The sequence below is a fragment of the Nonomuraea bangladeshensis genome (assembly GCF_039529455.1).
GTDB classification, from domain to species: Bacteria; Actinomycetota; Actinomycetes; order Streptosporangiales; family Streptosporangiaceae; genus Nonomuraea; species Nonomuraea bangladeshensis.
Window position 1 is genome coordinate 67,400 of sequence record NZ_BAAAMV010000006.1, and the last position, 12,771, is coordinate 80,170.

Here is a 12,771-nt window from a genome sequence, read left to right on the forward strand (position 1 = left end):
GTGCCCCCTCACCTCAGTGCCCCGCCTGCCGGGCTCCGCCCGGCGAACCCTGTGTCCCGCTCCGACGCCGTTGTCGGAGCTCCTCCGGAACATCACAGGGCCTCCGGGCCCCTCTCTCCCGTGCGTACGCGGATCACGGTGTCCACGGGCACGGACCAGACCTTGCCGTCGCCGATCTTGCCGGTGTGGGCGGCCTTGACGATGACGTCGATCACGTCCTCGGCGTCGTCCTCCTCGGCGAGGACCTCCAGGCGAACCTTGGGCACCAGGTCGACCTGGTACTCGGCGCCGCGGTAGACCTCGGTGTGGCCGCGCTGGCGGCCGTAGCCGCTGGCCTCGCTGACGGTCATGCCCTTGACGCCGAACTGCTCCAGCGCGGCCTTGACGTCGTCGAGCTTGAAGGGCTTGATGATCGCGGTGATGAGCCTCATGCGTCCACCTTCTTGGGAGCGGGAGCCGTGGGACCGTTGGAGGAGGCCACGCCCGAGGCGTAGACCGTGCCGAGGTCGTACCCGGTCTCGGCGTGCGTGGTGACGTCGATGCCGGTGACCTCGTTCTCGGCGGGCACCCGGAAGCCCACCGTCTTGTCAATGATCTTGCCGATGATCCAGGTGAGGACGAAGGAGTAGCCGCCGACCGCGATCGGGCCGAGCACCTGCAGGCCGAGCTGGCCGAAGCCGCCGCCGTAGAACAGGCCCTCGCTCTGCTGGTCGAGGAAGGGGTAGGCGGCCAGGAAGCCGAGCGCGACGGCGCCGATGACGCCGCCCACCAGGTGGACGCCGACCACGTCGAGCGAGTCGTCGTAGCCGAGCTTGTACTTCAGGCCGACGGCGAAGGCGCAGATCGCGCCGGCCAGCAGGCCGATGACCATCGCGGCCCACGGGTCCACGAAACCGCACGCCGGGGTGATGGCGACCAGACCGGCGACCGCGCCGGAGGCGACGCCGAGGCTGGTGGCGTGCCCGTCGCGCAGCTTCTCGACCACGAGCCAGGCGCCGGCCGCGACCGCGGTGGCGACCTGCGTGTTCATGAAGGCCAGGGCGGCGGTGCCGTCGACGGCCAGCTCGGAGCCGGCGTTGAAGCCGAACCAGCCGAACCACAGCAGGCCCGCGCCGAGCAGGACCAGGGTGAGGTTGTGCGGCCGCATCGGCTCCTTGCGCCAGCCCTGCCGCTTGCCGATCACGAGGGCCAGGGCGAGGGCCGCCGCGCCGGCGTTGATGTGGACGACCGTGCCGCCCGCGAAGTCCTCGATGCCCATGGTGTTGAGCCAGCCGGTGCCCCAGACCCAGTGCGCCACCGGGAAGTACACCACCGTGGCCCACACGACGGTGAAGAGGATCCACGCGCCGAACTTCGCCCGGTCCGCGATCGCGCCGCTGATCAGGGCGACCGTGATGATGGCGAACGTCATCTGGAAGGCGGAGAAGATGAGGCTCGGCATGCCGGTGCCGTCGTCCTTGGTGGCGGTGTCCACCAGGCTCTGCAGACCCAGTGCGTCGAATCCGCCGACGAAGTTGTTGAGTGCCGAGCTGGGGTTGTCGGTGAACGCGAGCGAGTGACCGAACAGCATCCAGGTGATGGACACGGTGATGATGGCGCCGAACGACATCATCATCATGTTCAGGACGCTCTTGGCCCTGGTCATGCCGCCGTAGAAGAACGCGAGGCCGGGAGTCATCAGCAACACCATGGCGGTGGCGACGATCATCCAGGCAGTGGTGCCGCCGTCGATCTTCACGAAGCGACCCTCCTTACGTGTGACGTGTGGCCACAGCGTGTTCGCCCGGGGTTTCGTGCCACGACCAGGTGTGTTTCACATCTGTGAAACTCGCCACACAGGTGTTTCCGCCGCGTTTCGGACGTCTCACCTGTTTGAAAAGGGAGATGCGCAATCGGCGGTCAGCCGAGGCGTACGGGGTCGCCCTTCCTGATCCGGCCGGGGTGCGCCACGCGGGCGTACACGCCGGCGCAGGGCTGCGGGTCCGTGCCGAACACCGGCACCCGGTTGTGCCTGGCGACCGTGCGCAGCGCGTCGGGATCGCGTTCCAGCGCGCCGTGCGCGAGCGTGGGCACGGCGCAGCGCGGGCTGGCGACGATGACCTCCAGCACCACGTCCGCGCCGACGCGCAGCCGCCGGCCCACCCAGTCGTTCTCGGGGAAGCCCTCTCCCTCGGTCGCGATGACGAGGTTGGGCCGGTAACGGGCGGCCTCGACCCGTCCGCGCGGGCCGAGCGCGCCGATCCTGTCCAGGGCGGCGGTCGTGATCAGGTGGATCGGCGCGAAGTCGAAGAACGTGCCGGGGGGCGCGCCCGCGCCCAGCGTGCCCACCGTGTACGGGACCTCCGCCTCGATGCCCTCGGCCAGCACCCGCTCCGGCACCGACCGCTCCAGCTCGGCGCCCTCCGGCGGCACGTCGATCAGCCGCACCTCGCGCCCGAGCAGCCGCGACAGCTCCTCGTCGCCGGGCGGGGCCGCGCCGTCCAGGGTGAGCAGGTCCCGCCAGAGCCGGGGGTTCTTGGCGCTGGCGATCTTGCCGGTGGCGACGTCGAGCACCGCCCGCGCCCGGTCGCCCGCCAGGCCGCGCTCGTCCACCTCGCTCTCCGCGAGCTCCTCGCCGAGCAGCGATTTGACCGGATAGCGGCGCAAAGTCTGGAGGTGCACGCGACCCAGCCTAGGGCCCGGCCCCCATCAGGAAGCCGGGCACGACCGTCACCGGATCAGGTGGCCGTCAGGCCGAGGTGGCCGTCAGGCGGCGGCGGGTCAGGCGGCGGGTCAGGCGGCGGGTCAGGCGGCGGCGGTCGCCATCTTGCGCAGGCGGGCCAGGGCGTCGCGCTCGATGCGGCGGGCCCGGTCACGGCCGATGCCGTAACGCTCCCCCACCTCGGTCAGCGTGTGCTCGCGGCCGTCGACCAGGCCGTAACGCCAGCGCAGCATCTCGCTCGTCGGCCCCTCCAGCCCGGTGAGCCACTGGTCCAGCCGCTCGCGCTCCAGGATGTCGATGGCCTGCTGCTCGGGGTCGGCCCACGTCTCGTCGGCGATCATGTCGCCCAGCTCGGTCTCGTCCTCGTCGCCCACGCCGAGCTGCAGCGACACCGGGTCGGAGGCCCAGCGGCGCAGCTCGCGCACCCGCTCGATCGGCAGTTCGAGGATGTCGGCGAGGTCGTCGTCGGTCGGCTCGACGTCGAACTCGGCGAGCATGTCACGCCGCACCCGCATGAGCCGGGTCATCTGCTCCCCCGCGTGCGTGGGCAGCCGCACCGGCCGCGCCTGCTCGTGGATGGCCCGCCCCACCGACTGCCTGATCCACCACGTGGCGTAGGTGGAGAACTTGTAGCCCCGCCGGTAGTCGAACTTCTCCACCGCCCGCACCAGGCCCAGATTGCCCTCCTGGACCAGGTCGATCAGCGGCATCCCCCGGCCGGAGTACTTCCGCGCCACCGCCACCACCAGGCGCAGGTTGGCCTGGATGAACTCGTCCTTGGCGCGCCGGCCCGAGATGGCCAGCCGCTCCAGCTCCTCGTCCGCCGCGTCCCCGATGCGCGGCTCCGAGCCCCCGCTGTCGAGCAGGTGCTCCGCGAACAGTCCCGCCTCGATCCGCTTGGCGAGCTCCACCTCTTCCTCCGCGGTGAGCAGCGGGACGCGGCCGATCTCGGCCAGGTACGTCCCCAGCAGATCGCGGTCCGCGACGTGCTGCTCCTGCGTGCGACTCCCCGTAGGCCTTGCCATCCCCTGGCACCTCGTTCCGCAGCTGCGTCCTATACCCGGCCAACGAGCGGCACCGGGCAAAGATTCCCTAAAGCGCTACGACCGAGGGAGGGTTCTGGATGTCCTCCTGAAGGAGGAGACCACCCTGGAAGACCTGGTGGACCAGGGGGACGCCGGGACGGTAGGCCAGGTGGACGTAGGACGGGGCGTCGAGCACGACCAGGTCGGCGCGGGCGCCGGGACGCAACCAGCCTACGTCCGTGCGCCGCAGCGCGCGCGCCCCGCCGTACGTGGCCGCCCGGATCGCCTCCAGCGGCGTCATCCGCATCTCGCGCACCGCGAGCGCCACGCAGAACGCCATCGACGAGGTGTAGGACGACCCCGGGTTGCAGTCGGTGGCGAGCGCCACGGTCACCCCGGCGTCGAGCAGCCGGCGCGCGTCAGGGTACGGCGAGCGCGTCGAGAACTCCGCCCCCGGCAGCAGCGTCGCCACCGTCCCCGACCCGGCGAGCGCGTCCACGTCGGCCGCCGTGAGGTGCGTGCAGTGGTCGGCCGAGGCCGCGCCCAGCTCGCAGGCGATGCGCACCCCCGGCCCCTCGCCGAGCTGGTTGGCGTGCACCCGCACGCCGAGCCCGGCCCGCCGGCCGGCGGTCAGGATCTCCCGCGTCTGGTCGCCGTCGAAGGCCCCGCGCTCGCAGAAGACGTCCACCCACCGCGCGAACGGCGCGCACGCCGTCAGCATCTCCCCGGCGACCAGCCGTGTGTAGTCGTCGGCGTCCACGCCCTCCGGCACGACGTGCGCGCCGAGGAAGGTGGTCTCGTCGGTGAGCGCGGTGGCGAGCTCCAGGGAGCGGCGCTCGTCCTCGACGGTCAGGCCGTAGCCGCTCTTGATCTCGACCGTGGTGGTGCCCTGCCTCGCCATCTCGCGGACCAGCGCGAGGGCGTGCGTGGCCAGCTCGGCGTCCCCGGCGCGGCGGGTGGCGGCGACGGTGGTCCTGATGCCGCCGCCGGTGTACGGCTCGCCGGACATGCGGGCCTGGAACTCGGCCGTGCGGTCGCCCGCGAAGATCAGGTGGGCGTGGGAGTCGACGAAGCCGGGGATGACGGCCCGCCCGGCCACGTCCACGCGCTCGTCGGCGCCTCCCGGGGCCTCGGCCGCCGGGCCCAGCCAGGTGACCGCGCCGTCCTCGACGAGCAGCGCCGCGTCCTGGATCTCCTCGCGTTCGGGGTCGCCGGTGTAGAGCAGCCCGATCCCGTCGAACAGGGTCGCGGTCATGGCAGGGCTCCGATTCTCGATGGGTCGGGTTCTCGATGGGTCGGGTGTGGTCAGCGCAGGGCTCTGATGGCCTCGGACAGCAGCGCGCCGGCGTCGCCGAGCACGTGCCGTCCCTCGGTAACCACCCGCCGCCCGCCGGAGACGACGGAGTGCACGTCGGCGGCCGTGGCCGCGAACACCACGGCCTCCAGCCCGGTCGCGCCCGCCGTGCGCACGCTGTCGAGGCGTACGGACACGAGGTCGGCCCAGGCGCCCGGGACGAGCAGGCCCGCGTCGGGGAAGCCGAGCGAGATGTGGCCCGCGCAGGTCGCGGCGGACAGCAGGTCGGCGGCGCTCCAGTGGCCGCGCCGGCCGCTCGCGAGGCGCTGGTCCAGCTCGACCGCCCTGGCCTCCTCGAACAGGTCGACGACGGCGTGGCTGTCGGAGCCGAGGGTGATCGCCGCGCCCCGGTCGGCGAGCTCGCGGGCCGGGCCGATGCCGTCGGCGAGGTCGCGCTCGGTCGTGGGGCACATGCACACCGCCGTGCCCGACTGGGCGAGCAGCTCCACGTCCACGTCGGTGAGGTGGGTCGCGTGCACGGCGGTCGAGCGCGGCCCGAGGACGCCGTGCTCGTGCAGCACGCCGACCGGGGTCGCGGCGTACATCTCGACGCAGGCCGCGTTCTCGGCCCGCTGCTCGGAGACGTGCGCGTGCAGCGGCGCGGCGTGGTGGCGGGAGAACTCGGCGACGTGCGGCATCTGCTCGGGCGGCACCGCGCGGACCGAGTGCACGGCCGCGCCGATCTCCACGTCGGGCTGCCCCTCGTAGGCGGCGGCGAGTGCGTCCGCGCGGGCCGCCCAGCGCTCGGCGTCGCCGTCGCCGAAGCGGACCTGCGGGCCGGACAGGGGGGCGCCGATGCCGCCGGTCAGGTAGCAGGTGTCGAGCAGCGTCACGCGCAGCCCGGCCGCGCGGGCGGCCTGGACGAGGGCGTGGCCCATCGCGTTGGGGTCGTCGTACGGCGTGCCGTCCGGCCCGTGGTGCAGGTAGTGGAACTCGCCCACGCAGGTCACCCCCGCCAGCGCCATCTCGGCGTAGACGGCGGTGGCGAGGCGCAGGTAGGAGTCGGGGTCGAGGCGGGCGGCCACCTCGTACATGCGCTCGCGCCAGGTCCAGAAGTCGCCCTTGCCCTCCTGCGCGACGCCGCGCAGCGCCCGGTGGAAGGCGTGGGAGTGGGCGTTGGCCAGGCCGGGGACGGTGAGCCCGGCCAGCCGCTCGGCCCCGGGCGGCGGCGGCCCCTGGCCGATCCTGGTGATGCGGTCGCCCTCGACGACGACGAGCACGCCCTCGGCGACGCCGTCGGGCAGCCATGCCTGCTCGCACCAGTACGTCAGCGACACAGATCCTCCAGCACGTCCGCCAGCGCCACCACTCCCGCCTCGCAGTCTGCCTGCTCGGCATGCTCCTCAGGGCTGTGGGACACGCCGGTGGGATTGCGGACGAACAACATCCCGGCCGGCACCCCCGCCGCCGCCAGGATGCCCGCGTCGTGCCCGGCCCCCGTGGGCAGGACGGGCGCGGGCGTGCCGCCGCCGCCCACCACCCGGGCCAGGCGGTCCCTGAGCGCCGGGTCGAAGCCGACGACCGGCGTCCAGGACTCCTCGCTCACCTCGTGGCCCCCGGCCAGCTCGGCCAGCTCGGCCACCAGGGCGCGGACGTCGTCCTCGGCCGGGCCGCGGGCGTCCAGCCAGGCGGCGACGTGGCCGGGGACGGCGTTGGCGTTGCCGGGACGGACGCGTACCTTGCCGACCGTCGCCACCACCCCCCGCCGCTCGGCGGCCGCCCGGGCGGCCAGCACCATGCGGGCGAACGGCAGCATCGGGTCGTCGCGGTCGGCGAGCCTGGTGGTGCCCGCGTGGTCGGCCCGGCCCCGGAAGTCGAAGCGCCAGCGGCCGTGCGGCCAGATGGCGGCGGCCACGCCCACCGGGCGTCCGTGGGCGACCAGGCCGCGGCCCTGCTCGACGTGGAGCTCCACGTACGCGCCGACGCCGGCCAGCGTCTCGTCGTCGCGGCCGACCGACTCCGGCCTGCGCCCCGCCCTCTTCAGGACGTCGGCGAGGGTGTCGCCGTCGTCGTCGGTGAGCGCCAGCGCCCGTTCCGGCCTGATCGCCCCGGTGAGCAGCCGCGACCCCATGCACGGCACGCCGAACCTGGCGCCCTCCTCGTCGGTGAAGCACACCACGCCGAGCGGCCTGCCTGGGGTCCCGCACTCTTTGAACAGGCCGCGCTCCCTCAGCAGGTCGAGGGCGGCGAAGGCGGAGACGATCCCGAGCGGGCCGTCGTACGCGCCGCCCTGGCGCACCGAGTCGAGATGGCTGCCGGTCACGACGCCGGGGCTCCGCGACGGGTCGCCCCACCAGGCCCACAGGTTGCCGTTGCGGTCCTCCCGCAGGTCGAGGCCGCGCCGGGCGGCCTCACCCGCGAACCACTCCCGGAGCTCCATGTCCGCCGGCGACCAGGCGTCCCTGACGTAGCCGCCGGTCGCCGCGTCTCGTCCTATGTGCGTGAGTGGTTCGAGCATGGCCCCACTGTAGTGAATGGATCCATTCAGTTGACCGGGCCGGCCGCGGGACGCAGCGTCAGCTCGGTGAGATGGGCGTCCGGCCCGGCGTTGACCGCGGCCATCACGGCACGCGCCACGCTCTCGGCGGTCAGGTATTTGTCGGCCTCGAACGGGCCGCCCTCGTACGCGCGGACCTGGTGCTGCATGTCGGTGGCGATCCGGCCCGGGTAGACGGTCGTGACCCGCACGTCGCGCTCCTCCTGCCGCAGCGCGTCGGCGAACGCCTTCAGCGCGAACTTGCTGGCCGCGTACGCCGCCCAGTGCGGGTTCGCGCGCTGGCCCGCGCCGGAGTTGACGCACACCACCTGCCCCTTGGCGCGCCGCAGCGCGGGCAGCAGCAGCCGGGTCAGCTCGGCGACGGCGACGACGTTGACCTCGAACATCTCCCGCCACACGGCGGCCGGCTGCTCGGCGATCAGCCCCATGCGGGTGATCGCGGCGCTGTGCACGAGCAGGTCCAGCCGCTCGACGCCGGCCACGTCGGCCTCGGTGACCCCGGTCAGCTCCACCGGCCACGGCCGCGCGTCGGGCAGCTCCGCCGCCACGGCGGCCAGCGCGCTCTCGTCCCGGCCGCCCAGGATGACGTGGTGAGTGGGCCCGAGAGCCCTGGCGACGGCCGCGCCGACACCTCGGGAAGCGCCGGTGACCAGCGCCGTCGGTCGTTCAGTCATGGAGATCAGCATATTGACCCGCCCGCCCGCCGGCCGCGCCTCCCGTGCGGCCGGCGGCGGGTCATCCGGTGAGGTGCCCGTCGCTGCCCGCGAGGGGCGGTGGCGGGTCGCCGGGGAGGAACGTGCCGGTCTCGTCGGTCATGCGTTCGTACTCCTCCAGGCGGGCCCTGGTGCGCAGCGGCGCCGCGTCGGCCATGGCCTCCACCAGGGCCATCGCCAGCAGCAGCGGGGCCGCGTGCGAGTCGAACACGAGCCGGTCGCCGACGGGCGCGTCCAGCACCACCTCCGCGGGGAAGCCGGGCTTGTCGGTGATCGCGGCCACCCGGTAGCCGAGCTTCTCGGCGTATTCGAGGGCCTGCACGGCCTCGCGCGGGTAGCGCGGCAGCACCACGGCCACCAGCCATTCCGCGCCCGCGCGGCGGCAGGCGTGCAGGCCGTCGGCCAGCTCGGAGCCGCCGTGCGTGAGCAGGCGTACGTCGGGGTGGATGCGGCGGGCGTAGTCGGCGAAGGTGGTGGCCAGGCCGCACGAGACGCGCAGCCCGACCACCGGCAGCGGCTCGGTGGCGGCCAGCTGCTCGCCCAGCTCCTTCAGCGGGAACGCGCTCAGGCGCTCGCGCACGACGGCGAGGTTGCGGATCTCGACGTCGATCGCGCCGCGCAGCAGGCTCTCCTGCGGCTCTCCCGTGCCGGTGCTGCCCAGCACGAGCGGGCGCAGCGCCTGGCGCAGCTCCGGGTAGCCGCCGAAGCCGAGGACCATGGCGAACCTGGTGACCGACGGCTGGCTGACGCCGGCCCGTTCGGCCAGCTCGACGCTGGACAGGAAGATGGCCTCGTCGAGGTTCTCGCTGAGGTAGTGGGCGATCCTGCGCTGCACCGGGGACAGCCTGCGGCCGTTGAGCAGCACGTCGAGTCCGCCGAGATATCCGTCCGCCACGCCTCCTCCAACGTCTCCCGCCCTTCGTTCTCATCCCGCAGGGCTCATTCCGCGGGGCTCATTCCACGGGAGGGCCCGGGTCAGGACTCGCGCATGGGGATGCGGACGCCGCGGGTGTCGGCGACCTCGGCGGCGCGCTCGTAGCCGGCGTCCACGTGCCGCATCACCCCCGTGCCCGGGTCGTTGGTGAGGACGCGGCTCAGTTTCTCCCGCCCCAGGGCCGTGCCGTCGGCCACCGTCACCTGGCCGGAGTGGATGGAGCGCCCGATGCCGACGCCGCCCCCGTGGTGGATGGACACCCAGGCGGCCCCGGAGGCGGTGTTGAGCAGGGCGTTGAGCAGCGGCCAGTCGGCGATCGCGTCGGAGCCGTCGGCCATCGCCTCGGTCTCGCGGTAGGGGGAGGCCACCGATCCGCTGTCCAGGTGGTCGCGGCCGATGACGATCGGCGCCCGCAGCTCGCCCGACGCCACCATGTCGTTGAAGCGCTCGCCCGCGAGGTTGCGCTCGCCGTAGCCGAGCCAGCAGATGCGCGCCGGCAGCCCCTGGAAGCGCACCTTCTCCCCCGCCGTACGGATCCACCGGGCGAGCGGCTCGTTGTCGGGGAACAGCTCCAGGATCGCCCGGTCCGTCGCGGCGATGTCGGCCGGGTCGCCGCTCAGCGCCGCCCACCGGAACGGGCCCTTGCCCTCGCAGAACAGCGGCCTGATGTAGGCGGGCACGAACCCGGGGAAGTCGAAGGCCCGCTCGTAGCCGGCCAGCCGCGCCTCGCCCCTGATGGAGTTGCCGTAGTCGAAGACCTCGGCCCCCGCGTCCTTGAAGCCGACCATGGCGGCCACGTGGCGGGCCATCGACTCCCGCGCGCGCCGGGTGAAGCCGGCCGGGTCCTTGTCGCGTTCGGCGGCCATGTCCTCGAAGGCGACGCCGGCCGGAAGGTACATCAGCGGGTCGTGCGCCGAGGTCTGGTCGGTGACGATGTCGATCTCGGCGCCGCGGGCCAGCACCTCGGGCAGGACGTCGGCGGCGTTGCCGACCAGCCCGATGGACAGCGGCCGGCGGGCGGCCCGCGCCTCCTCGGCCAGGCGCAGCGCCTCGTCCAGAGTGGCGGCCTCGACGTCGAGGTAGCGGTGCTCGATGCGGCGGGCGACCGAGCGCGGGTCGCAGTCGACGCAGATGGCGACGCCGCCGTTCATGGTGACCGCGAGCGGCTGCGCGCCGCCCATGCCGCCGAGACCGGCGGTGAGCGTGACGGTGCCGGCCAGCGAGCCGCCGAAGCGCTTGGCGGCGACCGCGGCGAACGTCTCGTACGTGCCCTGGAGGATGCCCTGCGTGCCGATGTAGATCCACGACCCGGCGGTCATCTGCCCGTACATGGTGAGCCCGGCCGCCTCCAGGCGGCGGAACTCCTCCCAGTTCGCCCAGTCGGGCACCAGGTTGGAGTTGGCGATGAGCACCCGGGGCGCCCACTCGTGGGTGCGGAAGACGCCGACGGGCCGCCCCGACTGCACGAGCAGGGTCTCGTCGCCCTCCAGCGTGGTGAGCGTCCTGACGAGCGCGTCGTACGACGCCCAGTCACGCGCCGCCCGTCCGGACCCGCCGTAGACGACGAGCTGCTCCGGATGCTCGGCGACCTCGGGATCGAGGTTGTTCTGGAGCATCCGGAGCGCCGCCTCCTGCGGCCAGCCCTTGGCGGTGATCGTCGTGCCTCGCGGCGCGCGCACGCTGCGGCCCATCGTGACCCTCCTGAATGAACACATTCATCTTTGTCACCCGCAGACTACAACGCAGCGGCGCGCGTCACCCCACGAGGAACTGGGTGGCCGCCAGCTCCCGGTAGAGGTCGTCCTCGCCGACCAGGTCGGCGTGCGTGCCGACGGCCCGTACGCCGCCCGCCTCCATCACCACGATCCGGTCGGCGCCCGTGACCGTGGAGAGCCGGTGGGCGATGACCAGCACGGTCGTCTCCCGCGCGACCTCGGCGATGACCTCGCGCAGCCGCAGCTCGTTGACCGCGTCGAGCTGCGAGGTGGCCTCGTCGAGCAGCAGCAGCCGGGGCCTGCGCAGCAGCGCGCGGGCGATGGCGACGCGCTGGCGCTCGCCGCCGGACAGCAGCACGCCGCGGTGCCCGACCGGCGTCTCCAGGCCGTCGGGAAGGCGGGACACCAGGTCGTCGAGGCGGGTGCGGGCGATGGCGCGGGCCAGCTCGTCCTCGGTGACGTCGTGGGCGGCGAAGAGCAGGTTCTCGCGGAGGGTGCCGGCGAGCACGGGGGCGTCCTGCTCGACGTAGCCGAGCGCGGCCCGCAGCTCGCCGAGCGGCCAGTCGCGGATGTCCCTGCCGCCCACGGTGATCGTGCCGCCCTGGTGCTCGTAGAAGCGCTCGATGAGGCCGAACACGGTGGACTTGCCCGCCCCCGACGGCCCGACCAGCGCGGTGAGGCCGCCGGGCGGCACCTCGAAGGTGACCCCGTCGTGGACGAGCGGGCGGTCCTCGCCGTAGCGGAACACCACGTCCTGGAAGGTGACGCCGACCGGCTCGCGGCCGTCGCCGGTCGGCTCGGCGGGCTCGGCGGGCTCGGCCGGCAGCCCCTCGATCTCCTTGATCCGCTGCATCGCGGCCAGACCCTGCTGAAGTTGCACGCCGCCCTGGACGAGCTGCCCGATCGGCGAGACCAGGTAGAACAGGTAGAGCAGGAACGCGATCAGCGACGAGACCTCCAGCGCCCCCGAGGAGACCCGGGCCCCGCCGACCCCCAGCACGGCGAGGAAGGCGATCTGCACCGCCATGAAGGTCGCGACCCCGGCGAGCGAGGTCCAGACGGCGACCTGCAGCCCCCGGTCGCGGGCCCGGGTGGCGGCCTCGCCGACCTCGGCGATCTCCCGGTCCTCCGCGCCGCTCGCCTTGACCGTCCGGTACGCCTGCAGCGCCCGGTCCAGCACGGACCCCATCTCGCCCACGGCCTCCTGGGCCTGCGCCTGGGCCCGCTGGATGCGCGGCATGATCAGCGCCACGAGCCCGCCGACGACCACGATGACGCCGAGCGTGACGAGCAGCAGCACGCCGTCCATGGTCGCCATCATGACGATGGCCCCGACCAGCATGAACACCGCGCTGATGGACTCGACGATGCCGTTGGTGAGCACCGCGCGCAGCAGCGTGGTGTCGCCGGTCACCCGCGAGAGCAGGTCGCCGGGCTTGAGCCGGTCGACGTCGGCGACCTTGAGCCGGAGCATCCGGTCCACGAGCTTGCGGCGGGCGCCGAGCACGATGCCCTCGCCGGTGCGCTCCATCAGGTAGCTGCCGCTCGCCGAGACGACCGCGCCGACCAGCACCGCGGCGGTCAACCCGAGCAGCGGCCCGGCCATCGACCCGTTCGAGCCGAAGGCGTCCACGACGTATTTGGCCAGCAGCGGCATCGCGAGCCCCGCGACCGAGCCGATCAGCCCCAGGAACCCGCCGAGGAACAGGATCCTCCGGTACGGGCGGACGTAGGCCAATAACTCCTTGAGCACGGCATCCCCCTCCATGAACTTTCCACTGTGCGCAACGAACGAAGCGGCGCGATCCGCACCGCCCGGGCAGGGTCAACCT

Annotated in this window: 11 protein-coding genes; all 11 read right to left on the reverse strand. The window is 73.3% G+C overall.

Going from position 1 to position 12,771, the window contains the following annotated elements; all coding sequences use genetic code 11:
- Positions 1 to 92: 92 nt before the first annotated feature.
- The gene (locus tag ABD292_RS19825; RefSeq protein ID WP_329583889.1) at positions 93 to 431 is read right to left on the reverse strand and encodes a P-II family nitrogen regulator; all 339 of its coding nucleotides are present in this window, start codon (positions 429 to 431) and stop codon (positions 93 to 95) included.
- On the reverse strand, positions 428 to 1,738 hold the full coding sequence (locus ABD292_RS19830; protein ID WP_344209230.1) for an ammonium transporter: 1,311 nt from the start codon (positions 1,736 to 1,738) through the stop codon (positions 428 to 430). The genes ABD292_RS19825 and ABD292_RS19830 overlap by 4 nt, the downstream gene beginning before the upstream one ends.
- Before the next feature lie 161 nt (positions 1,739 to 1,899).
- Positions 1,900 to 2,661 (reverse strand): MOSC domain-containing protein, encoded by a 762-nt coding sequence (locus ABD292_RS19835; protein ID WP_344209232.1) that lies wholly within the window; start codon positions 2,659 to 2,661, stop codon positions 1,900 to 1,902.
- A 123-nt stretch (positions 2,662 to 2,784) separates the two neighbouring features.
- Complete coding sequence (locus ABD292_RS19840; protein ID WP_344209234.1) at positions 2,785 to 3,726, reverse strand: sigma-70 family RNA polymerase sigma factor; 942 nt, start codon at positions 3,724 to 3,726, stop codon at positions 2,785 to 2,787.
- 67 nt (positions 3,727 to 3,793) lie between these two features.
- Positions 3,794 to 4,981 (reverse strand): imidazolonepropionase, encoded by a 1,188-nt coding sequence (gene hutI / locus ABD292_RS19845; RefSeq protein ID WP_344209236.1) that lies wholly within the window; start codon positions 4,979 to 4,981, stop codon positions 3,794 to 3,796.
- Between the two features lie 50 nt (positions 4,982 to 5,031).
- Complete coding sequence (locus ABD292_RS19850) at positions 5,032 to 6,357, reverse strand: formimidoylglutamate deiminase (protein WP_344209238.1); 1,326 nt, start codon at positions 6,355 to 6,357, stop codon at positions 5,032 to 5,034.
- The gene (locus ABD292_RS19855; protein WP_344209240.1) at positions 6,348 to 7,538 is read right to left on the reverse strand and encodes an allantoate amidohydrolase; all 1,191 of its coding nucleotides are present in this window, start codon (positions 7,536 to 7,538) and stop codon (positions 6,348 to 6,350) included. The genes ABD292_RS19850 and ABD292_RS19855 overlap by 10 nt, the downstream gene beginning before the upstream one ends.
- A gap of 26 nt (positions 7,539 to 7,564) precedes the next feature.
- Entirely contained in the window at positions 7,565 to 8,251 is a 687-nt protein-coding gene (locus ABD292_RS19860; protein ID WP_344209242.1) for an SDR family oxidoreductase, read from the reverse strand.
- A gap of 61 nt (positions 8,252 to 8,312) precedes the next feature.
- On the reverse strand, positions 8,313 to 9,185 hold the full coding sequence (locus ABD292_RS19865; protein ID WP_344209244.1) for a MurR/RpiR family transcriptional regulator: 873 nt from the start codon (positions 9,183 to 9,185) through the stop codon (positions 8,313 to 8,315).
- An 80-nt stretch (positions 9,186 to 9,265) separates the two neighbouring features.
- The gene (gene hutU / locus ABD292_RS19870) at positions 9,266 to 10,915 is read right to left on the reverse strand and encodes a urocanate hydratase (RefSeq protein ID WP_344209246.1); all 1,650 of its coding nucleotides are present in this window, start codon (positions 10,913 to 10,915) and stop codon (positions 9,266 to 9,268) included.
- Between the two features lie 64 nt (positions 10,916 to 10,979).
- On the reverse strand, positions 10,980 to 12,707 hold the full coding sequence (locus ABD292_RS19875; RefSeq protein ID WP_344209248.1) for an ABC transporter ATP-binding protein: 1,728 nt from the start codon (positions 12,705 to 12,707) through the stop codon (positions 10,980 to 10,982).
- Positions 12,708 to 12,771 lie beyond the last annotated feature (64 nt).